This window comes from Oribacterium sp. C9 (genome assembly GCF_002007235.1).
Classification (GTDB): Bacteria; Bacillota; Clostridia; order Lachnospirales; family Lachnospiraceae; genus Oribacterium.
The window spans coordinates 263,527-283,338 of the sequence record NZ_MUHW01000002.1 but is presented as its reverse complement, the minus strand read 5'-3'; the positions used below and the strand labels follow the sequence as shown (position 1 = coordinate 283,338).

The 19,812-nt window shown below is 43.3% G+C and carries 17 protein-coding genes and 3 tRNA genes; 19 read left to right on the top strand and 1 reads right to left on the bottom strand.

Translation table 11 applies throughout. The features are described 5' to 3' along the window. Positions 1–104 precede the first annotated feature (104 nt). The 11 genes from BXO88_RS02580 (at position 105) to BXO88_RS02530 (ending at position 8,139) form a co-directional block, all read left to right on the top strand. Positions 105–377, top strand: a complete 273-nt coding sequence (locus tag BXO88_RS02580) for an HU family DNA-binding protein (RefSeq protein WP_036606814.1) — start codon at positions 105–107, stop codon at positions 375–377. 101 nt (positions 378–478) lie between these two features. Further along, the gene (locus BXO88_RS02575; protein ID WP_036606816.1) at positions 479–718 is read left to right on the top strand and encodes an RNA-binding S4 domain-containing protein; all 240 of its coding nucleotides are present in this window, start codon (positions 479–481) and stop codon (positions 716–718) included. Positions 719–799: 81 nt separating this feature from the next. Further along, positions 800–1,111 (top strand): hypothetical protein, encoded by a 312-nt coding sequence (locus BXO88_RS02570; protein WP_078036201.1) that lies wholly within the window; start codon positions 800–802, stop codon positions 1,109–1,111. A 133-nt stretch (positions 1,112–1,244) separates the two neighbouring features. Continuing rightward, positions 1,245–2,372, top strand: coding sequence for a tRNA lysidine(34) synthetase TilS (gene tilS / locus BXO88_RS02565; RefSeq protein ID WP_168171595.1), 1,128 nt, complete (start codon positions 1,245–1,247; stop codon positions 2,370–2,372). After that, positions 2,341–2,871: a hypoxanthine phosphoribosyltransferase gene (gene hpt / locus BXO88_RS02560; protein WP_078036199.1), complete on the top strand. Its 531-nt coding sequence runs from the start codon at positions 2,341–2,343 to the stop codon at positions 2,869–2,871. Before tilS ends, hpt begins: the two co-directional genes overlap by 32 nt. A gap of 70 nt (positions 2,872–2,941) precedes the next feature. Further along, complete coding sequence (locus BXO88_RS02555) at positions 2,942–5,026, top strand: glycoside hydrolase family 13 protein (protein WP_078036198.1); 2,085 nt, start codon at positions 2,942–2,944, stop codon at positions 5,024–5,026. A gap of 95 nt (positions 5,027–5,121) precedes the next feature. Continuing rightward, a tRNA-Gly gene (locus tag BXO88_RS02550) sits at positions 5,122–5,192 on the top strand. Between the two features lie 5 nt (positions 5,193–5,197). Then, positions 5,198–5,270: transfer RNA gene (locus BXO88_RS02545), tRNA-Phe, on the top strand. Positions 5,271–5,324: 54 nt separating this feature from the next. Continuing rightward, a tRNA-Gly gene (locus BXO88_RS02540) sits at positions 5,325–5,396 on the top strand. A 254-nt stretch (positions 5,397–5,650) separates the two neighbouring features. Beyond that, complete coding sequence (locus BXO88_RS02535) at positions 5,651–7,093, top strand: SH3 domain-containing protein (RefSeq protein WP_168171594.1); 1,443 nt, start codon at positions 5,651–5,653, stop codon at positions 7,091–7,093. Between the two features lie 458 nt (positions 7,094–7,551). Next, a complete protein-coding gene (locus BXO88_RS02530; RefSeq protein WP_078036196.1) occupies positions 7,552–8,139 on the top strand; it encodes a hypothetical protein in 588 nt (195 codons plus the stop codon). A gap of 852 nt (positions 8,140–8,991) precedes the next feature. On the opposite strand, the gene BXO88_RS02525 is transcribed toward BXO88_RS02530, so the two are convergent. Next, positions 8,992–10,362, bottom strand: coding sequence for an MATE family efflux transporter (locus BXO88_RS02525; RefSeq protein ID WP_078036195.1), 1,371 nt, complete (start codon positions 10,360–10,362; stop codon positions 8,992–8,994). 290 nt (positions 10,363–10,652) lie between these two features. On the opposite strand from BXO88_RS02525, the gene BXO88_RS02520 reads away from it, so the two are divergent. The 8 genes from BXO88_RS02520 to pxpB all read left to right on the top strand — a co-directional run bounded on the left by BXO88_RS02520 (position 10,653) and on the right by pxpB (position 19,812). Next, positions 10,653–11,087, top strand: a complete 435-nt coding sequence (locus tag BXO88_RS02520) for a DUF2752 domain-containing protein (RefSeq protein ID WP_078036194.1) — start codon at positions 10,653–10,655, stop codon at positions 11,085–11,087. 134 nt (positions 11,088–11,221) lie between these two features. After that, a complete protein-coding gene (locus BXO88_RS02515; RefSeq protein WP_078036193.1) occupies positions 11,222–12,829 on the top strand; it encodes a DUF4234 domain-containing protein in 1,608 nt (535 codons plus the stop codon). A 254-nt stretch (positions 12,830–13,083) separates the two neighbouring features. After that, entirely contained in the window at positions 13,084–14,043 is a 960-nt protein-coding gene (locus BXO88_RS02510) for a 5'-methylthioadenosine/S-adenosylhomocysteine nucleosidase family protein (RefSeq protein ID WP_078036192.1), read from the top strand. Positions 14,044–14,116: 73 nt separating this feature from the next. Further along, a complete protein-coding gene (locus BXO88_RS02505) occupies positions 14,117–15,055 on the top strand; it encodes an SPL family radical SAM protein (RefSeq protein WP_242945133.1) in 939 nt (312 codons plus the stop codon). 153 nt (positions 15,056–15,208) lie between these two features. Then, positions 15,209–15,937 carry an SDR family oxidoreductase gene (locus BXO88_RS02500; protein WP_206099949.1) on the top strand — a complete coding sequence of 243 codons (729 nt, stop codon included), beginning with the start codon at positions 15,209–15,211 and terminating at the stop codon, positions 15,935–15,937. Between the two features lie 164 nt (positions 15,938–16,101). Beyond that, on the top strand, positions 16,102–17,049 hold the full coding sequence (locus BXO88_RS02495; RefSeq protein ID WP_078036190.1) for a ketopantoate reductase family protein: 948 nt from the start codon (positions 16,102–16,104) through the stop codon (positions 17,047–17,049). A 607-nt stretch (positions 17,050–17,656) separates the two neighbouring features. Then, a complete protein-coding gene (locus BXO88_RS02490; protein ID WP_078036236.1) occupies positions 17,657–18,808 on the top strand; it encodes an NRAMP family divalent metal transporter in 1,152 nt (383 codons plus the stop codon). 281 nt (positions 18,809–19,089) lie between these two features. Then, the gene (gene pxpB / locus BXO88_RS02485) at positions 19,090–19,812 is read left to right on the top strand and encodes a 5-oxoprolinase subunit PxpB (RefSeq protein WP_078036189.1); all 723 of its coding nucleotides are present in this window, start codon (positions 19,090–19,092) and stop codon (positions 19,810–19,812) included.

Sequence of the window (19,812 nt, the reverse complement as noted above, 5' to 3'; positions counted from 1 at the left end):
ATATATAAATATATAATTTCTAGCGTGAAACAAAGTATAAGATACATCGGAAGTCTGCCTTTGGCAGGTAATTTAAATCTGATGGTATTACGGAGGAAAATAACATGAATAGAGTAGAATTAGTAGCAGAGGTTGCTAAGAGAGCTGATCTTTCAAAGAAGGATGCTGAGGCTGCTGTAAAGGGCATTTTCGATGCTATTTCAGATGCACTTGCTAACGGTGACAAGGTTCAGCTTATTGGATTTGGTACATTCGATGTTGCTGAGAGAGCTGCTCGTGAGGGTAGAAATCCTAGAACTGGTGCAACAATGAAGATTGAGGCTTCAAAGGCTCCAAGATTCAAGGCTGGTAAGGCTCTTAAGGATAAGGTTAACTAAGTTTTAGGTTTTTATCAAAACATGTTTTTAAGTTAACGTTAAGGATGGTTGCATGGCAGCCATCCTTTTTTGGACATATAGCGAAAAAAGATAGGAGTTTTATGCGTTTAGATAAGTATCTCAAAGTATCAAGACTTATTAAAAGACGTACTGTTGCCAATGAAGCCTGCGATACAGGTCGTGTAATGATCAACGATAAGGTGGCTAAGGCGGGCACAGAGGTAAAGATCGGAGACATTATCGAAGTATCATTTGGTACCAAGTCGGTAAAGGTGAAGGTTACTGCCATCCAGGAAACTGTTCATAAGGAAGATTCAAAGGATATGTATGAGTATCTTTAAAGCCGGATTTGAAGCTGTACAGGCTGCCCTCCTTGCTATTTGAAATTCAAAAGTTTATAATCCAAACAGAGGATAATAATTATGAAAAACAGACGAAGAAATAAAAATGCAACATCGAACCGTCTGGCAATCATTGGAATTACGATAGTAGTTTTGTTTATCGCTTTTGCGATACATGTGCGTAGTGTGACTCTGAGGGAGCAGGCTCACGAATATCAGCTTCAGGAAGAAAGCTTACAGGCTGATATAGATGAACAGAAGAGGCTGTCGGAAGAACTGGAGCAGAAAAAGATATACGTAAAGACAAAAGAGTTCACTATGGAGAAGGCCAGAGAGATTTTTGGACTTAAATTGCCGGATGAGATTATCATAAAACCGGATTCAGATAAGTGATTTCCGCAACGAAGGGGGTGTATACCCTCTTTTTTTGTCTGAAATTTTAAGAAAAATGTTATTAGTTGTATATTTAAGGTTAATGAAATAATAGTTTGTTGGTATAATAGTAGATATGGGAATTGAACATTTCATGAAAAAAGATACAAAGATGGACAGGCAGATGCTTGATATCCGTAATTATATTCTGAGTAATCATCTGATAGAAAAGGGGGATGAAGTACTGGTAGGGCTTTCGGGAGGACCTGATTCGGTTTTTCTCTTATATGCCTTGAACAGGTTTAAGGAATATCTGGGATATAAGCTTTATGCGGTACATGTTCACCACGGCATCCGGGGAGAAGAGGCGGACAGGGATATGCATTTCTCTGAGGAGCTCTGCAGAAGCTGGGAGATACCTTTTAAAAAGGTTTTTGTCGACGCTCCCGGACTTGCCAAAGAAAAGGGAATGAGCCTTGAGGAGGCGGCGAGGATCCTGAGATACGAAGTATTTGAGGAAACAAGAAAAGAAATCGAGGATAGGTTCGAAGCGGAAGAACAGGGATGCGAAAAGCGTGGCAGATGTCTCATCGCAGTAGCGCATCATATGGAGGATCAGGCAGAAACGGTGCTCCATAATCTCGTTAGAGGTTCCGGGATAAGAGGTCTGTCCGGTATGGAGCCCAGGAGAGGATTTATAATTCGTCCATTGCTTTCGGTCAGGAGAGAATATATACTGAGTAAGCTTAAAGAAAAAGGCATTTCCTATGTCATTGATTCGACTAATCTGGATACTCAGTACACAAGAAATCATATAAGAAGTGAGATACTCCCGGGACTTAGGGAGATAAATCCGGAAGCCAGTGCTCATATTGCACATACGGCTGACATCCTCAGGGAGGCAGATGGATTTTTCGTAAGGCTTGCTTCTGAATATGTCGATAAATATGCTGAGCTGAAGGATCCTGACATGATAGGGAAGACAGGGATGGAGATATCCATACCTGTCACTGAACTGAAGAGCTATCCTGAACTGGTCAGACAGTATGTCATGATAGAATTGATCAAACGCATAGGTACTCCGCTTAAGGACTGGGGAGCGGTTCATTTTCGGGATATGGACCGGTTGATCTACGGACCGGGTAATGCTCATTTGGATCTTCCCTACAGGATGAGTGCCGATTATCGAAAAAAGCATCTGGTTTTGAAGATAAATCAGGAGATTATAAGCATTAAAAGGAGAAAGAGTAATGACGGAGCATGTAAGAGTACTGATTCCTGAGAGAGAAATCGAGGAGAAGATCGTTGAGATAGCTGAGAAGATTTCAGAGGAGTATAAGGGAAAGTCACTTCATCTGATATGTATACTTAAGGGTGGAGCCATGTTCATGTGCGAGCTTGCGAAGAGAATACATGATGTGGACGTTTCCTTTGATTTCATGTCTGTTTCCAGTTATGGTTCAGGAACCACATCAAGCGGTATCGTAAAGATCGTAAAGGATCTTGATGAGCCTCTGGAAGGCAAGAATGTTATGATAGTTGAGGATATCATCGATTCAGGACACACACTCAGTCATTTGAGCAAGCTCCTCATGGATCGAAATCCAAAGACCATTGAGATATGTACACTTCTCAACAAGCCTTCACGACGAGAGAAGGAAGTTCCTGTAAAGTATTCATGTTTTGAGATCCCTGATGAGTTCGTAGTTGGATATGGTCTTGACTATGATCAGAGATATCGTAACCTTCCTTATATCGGAGTGGTTGAGTTCGATAAATAAATGTAGCATTGTGGGCATGTCTTGTCCCACTCGGTCCCAGCATTTGTGAGAAAGAAGAGTATAGAGCTTCATGGCAATGAGTGAAATCAACTGGGATTCACTCTACACTGCGGGAACAGATGACTATCGTTCTCCTGCGGAACAGAATCCCGGTGATACCGTGAAAATACGATTCAGAACTAAATATCAGGATGTAGACTCGGTTTACATTTATTTCCACGAGAGTGATACCAAAGATCGTATGCGCCGTATTTTCAGCGACGATTATTTCGATTTTTATGAGTATCAGATCGTCGTGGGCAATGCCATGCTCAGTTACAGCTTTTTCATTGAGAAGCAGGGGGAGGAGCTGCATTATAATCAGCTCGGAGTTTCGGCGGATATGAATCCCCAGCTGGCTTTTCATCTCATGCCGGGATTTCATGTTCCCGACTGGGTCAAGGGAGCCATCATGTATCAGATCTTTATCGACAGATTCTATGATGGTGACAAGAGCAACAATGTAAAGAACAACGAGTATATCTATCTCGGGAGAGCTGTAAAGGGGATTGAGAACTGGGAAACTCCGGTGGAGCCCTTTGATGTTCACAGGTTCTATGGCGGAGATCTGCAGGGGGTAATGGATAAGCTTGATTATATCCAGTATCTGGGGGTTCAGGTCATTTATTTCAACCCTTTATTCGTGTCTCCTTCCAATCACAAATATGATATACAGGATTACGACCACATAGATCCGCACATCGGAAAGATAGTTAAAGACGGCGGTTCTGTAGTTGAAGACTGGGAAACGGATAATGCCCGTGCCACAAAGTATTCGGTACGTACTACGCATCTGGATAACCTGGAGGCAAGTGACAGGCTGTTCCTTAAATTTGTTCAGGAGTGTCATAAGAGGGGGATGCGAGTCATCATTGACGGAGTATTCAACCATTGTGGCTCCTACAACAAATGGATGAACAAGTCCAATTTCTATAATTACAAGGATAAGTCAAATGATTATCAGGCGGGAGCCTATCAGTTAAAGGACAGTCCGTATCATAATTATTTTGCTTTCGGTGATAATTCTGACGAGGCATGGCCCAAGAACAATACCTATGAGAAGTGGTGGGGTAATGATACCCTGCCTAAGCTTAATTATGAAGGCTCCAAGGAACTGGAAGACAAGATCCTTGCTGTAGGCAAGAAGTGGGTCAGTCCTCCGTATAATGTAGATGGATGGCGTCTCGATGTTGCGGCGGATCTCGGACATACCGGCGATTACAACCATCTGTTCTGGAAGCGGTTCCGTAAAACGGTGAAAGAGGCTAATCCTGATGCGGTCATTCTGGCGGAACATTACGGAGATCCCTTCTGGTGGCTTCAGGGCGATGAATGGGATACCATCATGAATTACGATGCCTTTATGGAGCCTATAACATGGTTCCTGACAGGAATGGAGAAGCATTCGGATTCAAGAGATGACAGATTGAAGGGAGATGGAAAGAGATTTTTTGATTCCATGACCTATCATATGTCGCGTATGCCGGAAATCTCGGTTCTGTGTTCCATGAATCAGCTTTCAAATCATGATCACAGCCGTTTTATGACCAGAACCAGTATGAAGGTGGGAAGGATCGCTACCTGCGGTTCATATGAGGCGGATCAGGGCATAAATGTGGCTTTGTACAGACTGGGAGCCATGATGCAGATGACATGGCCCGGAGCGCCCACGCTGTATTACGGTGATGAGGCAGGTATGACCGGGTGGACTGAGCCTGATTCCAGACGCCCATACCCATGGGGGCATGAGGATCTGGAGCTTATAGATTTTCATCATTATCTTTCGGAAGTACATAAGAGATATGATGTTTTCAAGTATGGATCTGTGATGAAGCTCATGGCAGGATATAACTACGTGGTTTATGCCCGGATTTATAAAAATGAGGTTTCCATCATAGTTATTAACTGCGGAGAGGATGAGTTCACTCTTCAGCTTCCTGTATGGCGTACCGGAATAAAAGACAATAATCAGATGATCAGAGTGCTTCTTACCGAGAGGGAAAGATACAATGCCGGACAGACGAAGCACTATATCGAAAAGGGCATGTATAAATGTACCTGCCGTCCTTATACAGGTAAAATTTACTACTGTAATCTGGCAACACGAAGCAGATAAAACATTTTTAGAAATTTTTTATTATTTGTTGACAAAGAGGTTTTTCTAGTGTAATATAACACTCGCGTCACAAATGAGCGACGCGAAAGACCTTTGCGGGTGTAGTTCAATGGTAGAATGTCAGCCTTCCAAGCTGAACATGTGGGTTCGATTCCCATCACCCGCTGCGTTGCCCAGATAGCTCAGTTGGTAGAGCAGAGGACTGAAAATCCTCGTGTCACTGGTTCGATTCCGGTTCTGGGCACTCAGAGAGATTTGAACCAATGACTGAGGTCGTTGAGTTGCTCTCACATAATATGCGCGAGTAGTAGAGTGGTACTACGTCGCCTTGCCAAGGCGAAGATCGCGGGTTCGATCCCCGTCTCGCGCTTCTCAAGAGCTTCAGGAAAATCCTGAAGCTCTTTTCGCGTTCGCCAGGAATCGAACCTACGGTTCGTCTCGGCTACCGCCTCGGTCGGCGCTAAGCGCATGCCAAAGGGCATGCAGCGCCCCCGTCTCGCGCTTCTAAACTCCTGGAGGAAATCCTTTGGGAGTTTTTTTGTTTGACAAAAAGATGTTTCAGGCTGATGGAAGCGAGTATAATATTAAGCGATGAAGGATGGTTATAAAAGAAAGGGGGGCACTATGATATCGAAATACGGTCTTATGGCGGCGAAGGTGAAAATGATGATAAAGGCTTCTGCGGCGTGCGTTGTCGCTGCGGTTATGCTTTGTGTGCATCCGGCAGAGGCATTGGCAGCAGTTCAGTACATGCCTGATGTGACTGCAGAGATGAACAGTCCGGAGTATTGGCTGATGCTGAGAGGCGGTGATGTAGATACGGTCCTTGCGGACGCCGGAATGATACAAAAGATAAATGCTGCTAATATCGCCAATGCTAAAACGAACATGAACGATCTTCGAAATTACAGCGAGTCTACAGATATAGTTAGCCTTAATTCGAAACTCCTTGAGACGGCGAGAGAGGACCTTGAAAAATATCAGGAAAAAGGCTATTTTGACAGATATGGAAACGTTCTAAGTGATGATCTGATAGCTCTGATAGCACTGAATACACAAAATCAGATGGGAATCAAGAATCTGGCGCCTATGTATGGCATAGTTGTCAAAAGGTCACTGCTGTGTGCATTTCCGACAGATGCCATAATAACCGATGAGCAGGGGGATCTGAATTTTGATTACAATGCTTTGTCATCTGTGAGGGTGAATGAACCGCTCATTATAAAATCAGTGTCCATGGACGGACAGTGGTATTATGCTCTGTCTGCCAACTGCTACGGTTGGGTAAAGGCTTCTGATGTGGCTATATGTTCTTCCAGGACTGAATGGTTAAATGCGTGGGATATTCCATCGGATCGCTGTCTGGTGGTCACAAAGGCCAGAATAATGCTTGCTGAGTCCAATACGAACCCTGAGCTGTCAAATCTTGTGCTCACGATGGGAACGGTCCTTGAACGGGCTCCTGCGGGCTCCTACGGAACCAGAATCACCAATCGTTCAGCGTTAGGTAATCATGTTGTCTACATACCTGTCAGAGGGGCAGATGGAAGGTATATAAAGGAGCCTGCGCTCATAAGTGCCAGATCGGGAGTTCATGAAGGTTATCTGCCTCTTACCGCAAGAAATATCATCACCGTGGCCTTTAACATGCTTGGAGAGACCTATGGCTGGGGAGGCATGCTTTCATCCAATGACTGCTCGGGATATATGACTGATGTATACAGATGCTTCGGACTCGTGCTTCCGAGAAATACAACATGGCAGGCGGCTTCAGATGCTTTCGGGTTTGATGTTACGGATCAGTCGGATGAGCAGAAAGCTGCGATACTGAATAATATGCCTATAGGAACCGTATTGTTCTTTAAAGGCCACGAAATGATGTATCTAGGGATGATCAATGGCAAGTACTATGTTGTCAGTGCGACAAGCTCCATAGGAAGCTTTGACGGAAATGGTACCATGAGGGTAAGATCTGTGATCATCAACACACTGGATATACAGAGAGCCAACAGGACTACATGGATGAATAATATTTACAGGATTCAGATTCCGTACTGGATGTTCTGATAGTTTCTATGTATAAAAAGCATTAAAAACAAAAATTTTCAAAAGTAATAATTTTGGAATTTTTAGAAAAGACTATAGTTAAATGCACATGATTTTTTGCTGATAAGAGTAAAATATTAACTGCATTTTGGCTATAGTCTTAATTTTTTTGAAAAATCATAGGATTATACGTATAAAAAGAGTTAAAAATAATGCAAAATAAGATATTTCTTCCGCAAATCACAGAATCATGTAATTTTAACACCATTTATACGTTGGTGTCGTGATGTGTCAAAAGATAAAAAATAATTACGGTTTTCTGCAAAAAATGGTTTAAACTGTCCAAAAAAAATGTATAATAATTACTGGAAAGTTACATTTTAGCTCTGCTAAGTTATATGTAACAGTGATCGTGGATATAAGTGTAAGTTTTGGATGAAAGATTTCAAAAGTCAGAATTATGCAAGGAGATCAGTAAAGTGAAACAGTATGTCGTTCATGGCAATACAGTAAGATCTGTAGATATAGAAGAACTGAAGACTGCTAACAGTACTGTCGTCATCGAGCAGAAGGGGCACAGAAATCAGCTTCATCTTTACAGAACCAGAACAGGTCAGCTTCAGGTTGAATACGCTGAGGACAAAAGCGTCATAAAGCCGATCCTCCGTTGTATTCCTGCAGTTATTATAGACAGGATATGTTACACTGCGCTGGTGTTCTCTCTGGTGATTATTTTCTTTTCATCTTATCAGTGCGTTAAGCTTGATACATTGGTTGCTACGAGACTTTCCAATATCGAGCAGAGAAGATCCGAGCTGGAAGACCTCAAGCTTCAGAACGGTGAGCTTAAAGCGGCGATAAACAGTGCGATAAATCCGGATGTAATTTATCAGGAGGCTACACAGCTTTATGGGATGGTTGCCCCTGCTGATTCAGAGGTGATAACATTTACCAGAAAAGAAACCGGTTATGTACGTACATGGGATGATATTCCGACTGATAAGGTAAAGGAAGAGAATATTGCGGTGATGCTGACAAACCGTATCATGAAGCTTTTTGGAAAATAAGTATTATGAAAAATGATATAGAAGGGGGTGTTCGATTCGGTCGGGCATCCTTTTTTATATACATAAATCACAAAAAAGAAGAAATTTCGCTCAAAAGCTATTATAAAATGCATTAAAATAAAAATATTTTTCGCAAAATTCAGCTTTACAAATTACTCATCCGCTGTTATGATGAATACAACAGAAAAAGCTAAGTCAACAGAAAAGTTCACTTGACGAGAAAGGGTGAAGGGCCGGTTGACAAAAGTGCAGGAGATGAACCTGCGAAACAAGATCGTAGAAAGTAAGAGGTACAAAGACATGACACCAGATCAGTTAGTCGATAGTATCCTCTGGACCACTTAAAAAGAAGAAAATCGTGAGAACGGCATCGAACCGTACATTCGATGAAAAACAGTTCGAATCATTAGAGAAGTGCATCTTCGGATTATTTCTTACTAAAGCCCAGATGATATTATTGCAAAAGAGAAATCGACATATAAATAGTTATCGAATGATATAAATAACTGAAAGTTCAGAAAATAAATTAGTTGAAGACCTTTAAGGAGGGTCATAAAAAATCTGAAAAGAAGAATACTTTGAAAGATTATAATAGAAATTAATAAAATAAAATGTCGATTTTACAATTGAATATCAAAACTGAATAAAGAAATAATCTATTTATAGATGATATCCATAAGATATAAAAGATTTATCGAAGAGATATTTATAGAATTTAAATAGAAATCTAAGAAAAGAGGTACAAACCGAAGTACAATTAAGTAAGGGAACGCATTACTGAGTTCCAGGGTTAAGCTATAAAAACAGGGGTTGCCGTGAGGCGACCCCTTTCTTTTTGTATATATAAAACAATCAATGCATTCTGCGAAGTTCTTTACGTACCTTTTTGATCACGAAAGTATATGAAACTGCGGTGAAGGTAGCGGCCGCGATCCATGCGGCGGGGTCACAGAAAGCTGCGAGTGGAAAGCTCATAATGTGCATGGCGATGAGAGCAACTATGAGTCGCGCAAAAAACTCGACAACTCCACCCATCATAGGCAGAAATCCATGTCCGCATCCCTGCATGGCATTACGGAATATGAATATCATGCTGAGAGGGATGTAGAACAAGGTCACGATATGGATATATGTGCTTGACCACGGCATCATCAAGGAGATGGTGTCGGGACTTCCGGCAGCTCCTGACCCTGCAAAGAAAAGGGACATTACGGGACGTAAAAGGACGTTGCAGAGAAGAGCTGCAATTATTGCATAAATTACCTCGATAATTATCGCAGTGTGAACCCCCTTGTTTATCCTGTCGCTGTCACCTCCGCCATAATTCTGACCGCAGTAGGTTGCAACTGCCTGTCCCATGGCCAGCATTTCCTGAAGCATAAGGCTGTTAAGCTTATTGGCTGCCGTGTAGGCGGCAACGGCGGTGGAGCCAAAAAGGTTTATTGCCGACTGCATTACCATGGTTCCTGATGCTGTTATACCAAATTGAAGAGCCATAGGTACGCCAACTGCCATCTGATGCTGTGTATCTGTTATGTTGATGCGCCAGTCTGAGCGGTCAGGCCAAAGGACCTTTGCTTTTGAATGAATATAGATCATGCAAAGTATGGCGGATATTCCCTGTGAAAGATTGGTGGCCCAGGCGGCACCGGCAACCCCCATGTTTCCGACGATTATAAAAAGAAGATCGAGCCCTACATTGAGGCTTGCGCTAAAGAGCAAAAAGTAAAGAGGGACACGGCTGTTTCCTATTGAACGGATAAATGCTGAGAAAAGGTTGTAATAAACACTTGCAACGGTTCCGAGACAGATGATGGTTATATAAGTGAGGGAATCGTGGAAAATGTTTACAGGTGTGTTCATTATGTGGAGTAAAGGACGCATCAGTGAAACGGACAGTATGGTTACGATCACTATGACGATGAGTGCGAGAAGTATGCCGTTGGCAACGCTGCGCTTTACTCTTTTATAGTTTTTTGCACCATAAGCCTGTGAGGTGAGAACGGTGAATCCGGTGCAGAGACCCTGAGAGAATCCAAGGACAAGAAACATGATATTTCCTGTTGCTCCTACTGCTGCCAATGCATCCGCGCTTACATATCGGCCTACGATGATGGTGTCGGCCATGTTGTAGAGCTGCTGAAAAACATTGCCGATAAACAGCGGAATCATAAATTTTAGTATTATAGGGAAGGGATTTCCCTTTGTCATGGTAACTTCCATAAGACCTCCTGAATTAATGTATACCTTCATGCATGGATGAAGGTGGAACTTATACAGTAAAAACTAATTCGGAAGGGCTGTGATAGACCTTCCGAATCTGACTTTCTGATTAACGAATGAGCATTATAATATGTTGATGCCGAATTTTCCATAGTAATATTTGTATTTCTGATAAAAACAATAAAACTCTTAAATTAAATAATCGCTATGCCAAAATTAAAGTTGTATAATTAGTTTATCGTAGCTATCTTTATGCTTTAGGTGGATTTTGAATAAGCATAAGGATCGTTATGAGAAAAGAATGGAGTGGAACATTGAGAAAGTGGAAATCGGATATTGAAGCAATAGTAATCATTATATGTTTTTATCTGGTTCTGGAGATGGTCCTCGGAATCACCTGTCCGATCAAATTCCTGACGGGTGTATCCGATGCCGGATGTGGCATGAGCCGTGCGTGGATGTGCGTGCTGAGAATGGATTTCAAGACAGCTTTTTACTATCATCCGCTGTGGATGCTGCCGGTGCCGGCAGTGTTGGTTTTTGTCATCAGGGGTAAGCTTCCGGTAAGAGTGTATAGGATACTGGTCACGATATTTGTTTCAGCTTTTATCATAGTTTATCTGTACCGTATGTTCTTTATGCCTGATCAGGATATCGTGGTTTTCAGACCCAGTGAAGGTTTTATATGGAGAACTGTCCGGTTCATCTCCGGTTTTACGAAGTGACTTGCATACACAATAAAGACTGCACCGCACCGGAGTTTTTCGTTTGTGGTGAGAGGCATAGAGTCGATTGTGGTTTGCGAAATATTATTTATGGGCGTCTTCTGTAAGGGGAGGTTGCCGGAAGAGGGGTAATTATGTTTTGCACGAATTGCGGAACCGAAGTAAATGATGGAGCAAAATTCTGTCCAAACTGTGGGGCTGATCTGCTGGCTCAGAACAAATTTCAGAACAGCATGAAAGCTGCGGCGGAAGAAGTTTCGGCTCAAGCACAGGAAACGATCGAAGAAGTCAGTGCTGCTGCGCAGAATACGGTAGATGCTTCTTCGGCAGTTGCTGATGAAGCAGTGGACACTGTTGCTGAAGCTGTTGAGAGTGTGACGGAGGAAGCTTCTGGAAATACAGTTTCTGAAGCGACTCAGCAGGAAAGCGGAAATATAACTGATCAGTACGCAAAACGAATTGAGGAGCAGAAAGCTGCATATACCGGATCATATAACGATACAACTGCAAATCAGAATCCGCAGTACGGATCGCAGCAGGGTCAGTTCAGCGGTCAGACAGCGCAGTTCAATTCTCAGAACGGTCAGTTCAATCAGGGACAGACAAACAGTGGTTATGCAGGCACAAGATACAGTAATCCTCAGTTTACGACACCTGCCGAGCCTAAGAGCGGTATCGTTACTGCAGGTATGGTACTCTGCATCATCGCACTGATTCTTTCGTTCTTCCAGGTATTTTACGTTCTGGGTGGATTTTTCGGGATTTTCGGTGGAATCAATGATGAAGGATTCTTTGGATTTGCATTCGGTGTGATCAGCTTCCTTGTACATGTGATCAAGCTCTGCGGCCTTTTGGGCTCTGCGCTCATTATGTATCTCGTATGGAAGAAATGGGATGACAGCAAGGCAGAGCCTCTTATGGTGGGAGCTCTTGCGGGCGGTGTTATCGTGATCCTTACAGTTCTTGTCCGCATTGTTCTTGCAGCGATCTTTAATGGACTGATATTCAGATATTCATATGCGGGTATGTTCTCCGGAGCATTCCTGAGCCTCATATTCTCCATCGCAATGATGGTTGTGACTTATGTTCTCATTAATGAGAAAAAGATAAATCCGTTAGCGGGACTTCAGGGCGGTAATCTTGGAGATGCACTTAAAAACGATCTGAAAACAGTTTCGGACATGGCTATGGAAGCAAAGGATGAATTTCAGTCAGGAAAGGGTCATACAGGAAATACTGCCAATGCCGGCGCGTACAGTAATGTGAATCAGACTAACGGCTACGCAAACGGAAACCCTGTGAACGGTCAGCCTAATAATTTTGGCGGAGTGATGCTTTCTACAGACAGGAGTATCGTGGCTTATATACTGCTTGGTCTCGTGACCTGCGGTATCTATGATCTTTACATGCTTCACTGCATAGTGCAGGATGTAAATATTACCTGTGCAGGTGACGGAAAGAAGACAGCCGGAATCCTCGAGTACATTCTTTTTGGTATCCTTACCTGTGGAATTTATGATTATATCTGGCTTTACAACCTGGGAAATCGTCTTCAGAATAATTCTCAGCGTTATGGTATGAACTTCCAGGAGGGTGGTACTACGATTCTTCTGTGGTGGATCTTCGGATCATTCCTTTGCGGTGTAGGTCCGTTTATTGCGGCTAATATCATTATCAAGAATACAAATGCGATAAATGCGGCATATAACAACATGCTTGCACAACAGAACGGAAATATCTGATATTGAAGTAAATTAAGTTAAATCATGAAAACCCTGGGAGTCTGAGTTGACATTCTCCTCAGGGTTTTTATTGTGGGGCCGGTCGAGGGCACCGGTGAGCGGACGGCTACCGTAGGAGGGCCCTGCTTCTATCAGGCGTGTAATATGCTGCTATGATGCTCGCAAAAGTAAGTCATATGTGGCATAATGTGACGATACAGTAAAACGGAATGTTATCAGCGTTTAGGCATTCCTGAAGTTGGTGGAGAATATAAATGATTTTCATTTTTACGGCATTGTATCCGGAGGCAAAGCCTCTTATAAAGATATTTGGACTAAAAAAAAGGACGGACAGGACGAGGTTTCAGCAGTTTGTGCCTGAAGATTATATAAAGCTTATGGCGGGAGATAATGATGGCGCCAGGGACGAGTCCGGTGAAAAAAGAATCAGACCTGAAATAGTGCTTACTGTCACAGGGGTGGGACCGGTCAATGCGGCGGCAGTCGTTTCTTCAGTTCTTACTGAGTATGATGCGTCACATTCTGATCAGCTTTTGTCTTTCGGTACTGCAGCGGCGCTACATAAACAGCAATGGGAAGAAAAAAGGGAGACACTGTTCCTCCTGAATAAACTGTTGGATCAGAATACCGACAGATGCTTTTATCCTGACATGCTGGTGCGAACATCTATTCCTGAGGCGTCAGCTGTGACGGGAAGTGTGGTCCTCACAGAGAGGGCTGTCAGATTCCTTGATATGGCTGCTGAGGACTATGATCTTTACGATATGGAAGCGGCGGCGGTGTATCAGGCTGGAGTATTTTATGTTGGACCTCATCAGATGAGCTTTCTACGCGTTGTTACCGACAGCGGCATTTCTGCCAATGTTTCCGACGTGAGAACATTGGCTCAACATGTCTCGGATTCTGTGGAACGGAATGTGGAACAGATTCTGGATTATGTGGAAAAGCTGAGGTTGATTTCCTTTGGGGAAAAGAAAAGAGTGGATATTCTCGGGGATCTCGAGAAAAAAACAGTGGAAAAAGTTATCAGAGATGCACATTTTTCTAAGGTGATGCAGGATCAGTTCATTCAATATGTGAAATATGGAACTCTCAGCGGGATCAACTGGATGGCGGAAGTGGAAAAGCTATATGAGTCCGGGGTTCTTCCCACTGTGGATAAACGTACGGGAAAGAAGGTGCTTGATGTTGTCAGGAACGTCATTTCGGAATAAGCCATTTTCTCATATTTATGTAGAGGAAAAGGTTTTTTTAGATAGGACTTTTCGGGAAAAAGCAGAGGAGATAATGGGGCATTTTCCGAAGGCTGAAATAATAAAGATCGATCATTACAAGGACGTGTTCAACAGACACAGACAGAATTATGTGAAACAGCATGAATCTCAGGCGCTGATACTTGCGGTAAAGCAGGGTACTCTGGTCTATCCGGGGGCAGAGGTATGTCAGAACATGGGGCATAAGCATTTTTACTATACATCGTGTATGATGAACTGCCTTTTTGATTGCGAATACTGTTATCTTAAGGGGATGTACCCTTCCGGAAATATGGTGATATTTCTGAATCTTCAGGATATATTTAAAGAGGTTGAAATGCTTCTATCGAAACATCCTGTGTATCTCTGTGTTTCCTATGATACTGATCTTCTCGCCATAGAGTCGCTTACCGGGTACGTGAGTGAATGGATAAGGTTCACTGAAGCACATCCGGATCTTACCATAGAGGTGAGGACGAAGGCAGGAAATATCGACTTTGAAAGGCTTCCTGAAGACGGAAGCGGAAGAACCATTTTTGCATTTACAGTGTCTCCTGATTATGTGGTGGAGCACTATGAACACAGGACCGGAAGTCTCGATGGCAGGATCGAAAGCATTAAACGAGCCGTGAGTATGGGATTCACTGTGAGACTGTGCTTTGACCCCATGATCTATTGCCCGGACTGGAAAACAGAGTATGGAAAAATGATGGACAGGCTCACTTCGGAGATTTTCATGGACAGGATAAATGATGTCAGTGTAGGAAGCTTCAGGCTGTCGGAGGAGTATCTCAAGTCCATGCGGCGGAACATGCCGGATAGTGCGGTGGTGCAGTATCCTTATCAGAATGATCATGGAGTTTATCATTACAGCGATAAGCTCACAGAGGAGATGGAAAACTGGATGGTGTGCCGCCTTAAGGAGTTTGTTCCGGAAGAACGTATTTTTCGATGGGAAGAACAGGATAGATAAATATACGACCTGTGAGCCATGTCATGTATGCGTTTCACTTCTGCTTGGATATAAGAGTGAGACGCGCTTAAGACGCTTGCTCAATATAAAATAAACGATATACCAGCTATGTTGAAATTGGTATGAATCTTATGAAGGAAATTCGGGTATAGTATGAGTGTGATAACAAATAAGAAAACTGCCATAGTGACTGGTGCATCATCAGGTATAGGAAAAGCTATAGCCTATAGGCTTGTGGAAATGGGATATGAGGTGTATGGCATCGGAAGAAAGTTTGATGATGGCGAGAAACCGGGACTTCATCATATCGTCTGTGATCTAAGGAATACGGGAGAGATGCTTTCTGCTGTAAAGCGGATAGCGAAGCTTCCGGATGCTGAGCTGAAGCTTCTCGTAAATAATGCGGGGGCGGCATACTATGGTCTTCATGAGGAACAGAATCCTGAAAAGATCCAGGAGATGGTGAGGGTCAATCTGGAAGTGCCGATGATCATTACCCAGCAGCTTCTCAGGACTCTGAAAGAGAACAGGGGTAATATCATAAACATTTCCTCTGTCACGGCCATATCCAGCAATCCTCATGGCGTTGCTTATGGCGCGACTAAGGCGGGGCTGATGAGCTTCAGCAGGAGCCTGTTTGATGAGGTGAGAAAATACGGTGTGGGAGTTACTGCTATCCTGCCGGATATGACAGATACAGCCCTTTATCGTAATGCTGATTTTGAAGCTGATGACTCTGTGGATGCGCACCTTGAGCCGGAAGATGTTGCTGATGCCGTGGAATACGCGTTGAGCGTAAGAGAAGGAACCTGCGTACCGGAGATAGTGGTGAGACCACAGCTTCACAGGATAAAAAAGAAAACCAGAAATAATGAAGGATGAGCATAAGCCCGGTTAATTTGATGCTTTATGGATCCTCTGAAAAATAGTAAGGATCCAGCTCATGGACAAAGGGGGATTTGTCTACAAGTTAGATCCTACTGTCTATGATTTTAATATTAAATTAGTGAAAGTCAAATAAAGAAAGTATAAAATTTTATCAAAATATGAAAAATTTAAAAATAACGGTTGCGGGAGTCGGGGCGATCGGCGGACTGCTTGCAGCTATGCTGGGAAGAAAATATGAAGACAGTATTACACTCGTTGCAAGAGGAAACCATGCGATGGCTCTTAGAGAGAAGGGGCTTACACTGAAAAGTGATTTTTACGGTGACAGCACTATGAGACCGGCTGCAGTTGCGGAAAGGGGAGAGGATATTCCCGTACAGGATCTGGTACTGATCTGCTGTAAGAATTACTCGCTGGATGAACTGTGTGAGCAGATACGTCCCTGCATCGGAGCAGAAACCATAGTCATGCCTGTAATGAACGGCGTTGAGCCCGGAGACAGGATTCGCGAGAAGTTTCCTGAGGCTGTATGTATAGATTCCCTTATTTATACCATTACGGCTAAGGATTCGGAGCATTCTGCTAAACAGTCAGGTCCCTACACTCACATGTTCATCGGATCAAAGCTTAGAGATGAGCGTCATGTTGAGGCTTCGAAAAAAGTGTATGAGCTTTTTAAGGAGGTGGGATTTGATGCAAGATATACTGATGACATCATGTCTGAGATATGGCAGAAGTTTATCCTGAATTGCGGGTTTAATGTTATAACCGCTAGGTATCACACTAACACGGGAGGCGTACGCGGAAACAGTGAGTGGACAAAAGATTTTCATGATCTCATGCATGAGGCGGAAGCTGTCGGACTTAGGGAAGGTGTGAATATCCCTGAAGGAACTGCCGAGAATAAGTTTAACTACTGTATGGATAACCAGAATGATGAAGCGACTTCTTCGCTCAAGAGAGATGTTGAAGCGAAAAGACAGGCGGAGCTGGATGCGTTTTTGGGAGCTGTGATCAGAAAGGCTGAGAAATACGGGATTGAGGTGCCGTGTTCGAGAAGATACTATAATGAGCTATCTGAAATGATTGAGGCATACATGGTATAGGTGCGGTAAGCCTGCCTGTGGATTTTAACAGAAGAAAAGAGATATAAATAAGGCGGGTATACAGAGAAATGACACGATATATCTTGCAGCCGTAGCATATATATGAATAATACGAGAGACTCCAATGGCGGAATTCTGCTGATGGAGTCTCTCTTTTTTGTGTAGGATGCCGACTCGTTGTGATGACTGGAAACCGAGAGGACCGCTCTTGATCACGAGAGGTTATGAAGAGACATAATAGTATAAAAGAAAATAGGAATTACCTATGTTTATAAGTGCGAATACCTATAATTATAACGGACGTGAATTTTCATGTCTGTTATAAGCTGCGGGATTGTATTTTTAATATTTTTGAAAAAATGGCAAAAAATAGGTTGATTTTGCGATGGTTTGAACTTACTATATAACTATGATTCAAAAATGATTTGAAAAGATATAAGCAAAAAAGGGGGTAAACGAAGTGAAACTAGGAAATCATGTCTTTAATCATGTCCTTAAATATGACGGACAGGCTTTAAGCGCAGACGGTTCTGCAAATGAACTTAGTGGAGAGGTAAAGGCTAAGGATAAGAAAAGCAGTGGAGCCCTGCTGGGAGCGGCGTTCCTGATGGCTACAAGTGCCATAGGTCCGGGCTTTCTGACACAGACATCTTCCTTTACAGGACAGCATCAGGCGAGCTTCGGATTCGTTATTCTGGCATCGGTGCTTCTGGCAGCCATCGCGCAGCTCAATATCTGGAGAGTGCTCTGTGCTACAGGACTGAGAGGACAGGACATTGCAAACAAGGTTCTTCCGGGGCTCGGATATTTCCTTTCAGCGCTTATAGTTCTGGGTGGTCTGGTATTCAATATCGGTAATGTCGGCGGAGGAGCTCTCGGATTCAACACATTGCTGGGAATCCCTACAACGGTTGGTTACGTGCTTACAGGTGCCATTGCAATCGCTGTATTCCTTTCAAAGAATGCCAAGGGAGTTATGGATACTCTCGTTAAGATACTCGGCGGTATCATGATCGCGGTTATCTTCATCGTTATCCTCATCGTAAAGCCGCCTGTAGGCGATGCAGTGAAGAATACTGTGGTTCCTGCGACAGGTTATGCGGCATTATTCCCGGCTATACTTACACTCCTTGGGGGAACAGTGGGCGGATACATCACATTCTCAGGTGCACACAGACTTATAGATGCAGGAATGACAGGCGAGAGCAAGATGAATGAGGTAACCAAGAGTTCAGTTACAGGTATCCTCATTGCAGCGCTGGTTAGAGTATTTCTTTTCCTTGCGGTTCTCGGTGTAGTAGCAAGGGGAGCTACTCTTGACAGTGGAAACCCTGCAGCGGATGCATTCAGACAGGGAGCAGGAGAGATTGGATACAGATTTGCGGGACTGGTTCTTCTCTGTGCAGCAGTAACATCAGTCATAGGTGCAGCTTACACATCAGTTTCTTTCCTTAAGACCTTTAATAAGAAGATAGCAGATCATGAAAACCTTTGGGTAATAGGATTCATTGCAGTTTCAACACTGGTTATGATCATCTCCGGTTCACCTGCAGCGCTCCTTATCATAGCAGGTGCTGTAAACGGACTTATACTTCCTATCTCTCTCGGTATCTCACTGATAGCTTCTCAGAAGAAGTCCATCATGGGAGCAGACTACAAGCATCCTACAGTTCTCCTTGTACTGGGAATACTTGTTGTTATCATCTCAGCTTATGTAGGCATTACATCACTTGGTAACTTCAGCAAGCTTTTCAGCTGAGGATAAGGCTAAGTGTAAAATTAACAGATGAGTCATATTCGGAGATAAATTAATTAAATCTGTGTGGCTCATGAATGTAAAATGTAAAATAGATACAGATATTCACGGAAAGGTTCCGTGAGTGTTTGGCAGGGTTAAGCCGTCGAATGCTGAAGCATGTGATCATGCGTTTTTCATTCGGCGGCTAACGTTCAAGTAGGAGAAGTTTCCTGCCTGAACGGATCATTTTATATAAGACAGGTAAGATCTCAGCCTGTTCGGATTAGGAGAAATACAGATCTATGCAGAAGATAAAAATCGTGCCGGAGGGAGATTCTTCGATACTCGTGGTGTTCGATCAGACCATATGTCCGGAGGTCAATCAAAAAATAGCGGCTGCGGCAAAGCTGATAAAGGCACAGCAGATATCGGGAATCATTGACATGATCCCGACCTACTGTTCCCTACTTATAAATTACAATCCTTTGGTCATAAGCTATGAGTCTCTGAGAGACAGGGTCGATTCTATAGTGCGGATGGAATCAAGGACTGAGGGAGGCAGAAAAAAAGTCTGGAAGATTCCTGTGGTCTACGGAGGTGCCTACGGGCCGGATCTCGAGACCATAGCAGAGCATGCAGGTCTTTCTCAGGAAGAAGTGATAAAGATACATACAAGTCAGGATTATCTCATATATATGCTGGGTTTCCTGCCGGGATTTACGTACCTCGGGGGGCTCGATGAAAGGATACATACGCCGAGACTTGCAGCGCCGAGAGTCAGGATACCGGCAGGTTCAGTGGGGATCGGAGGATCCCAGACAGGTATCTACCCCATGGATTCGCCGGGAGGCTGGCAGCTTATGGGTATGACCCCCGTAAAGACCTATGATGCGGCAAGAGAAGTTCCCATACTTGTCGAGGCAGGTGACTATATCAGATTTGTGCCTGTATCAGAGGAGGAATATCTTTCTATAAAGAAGGAAGTGGAAGCCGGGACATACAAGGTGAGTGTAGAAGAGGGGTAA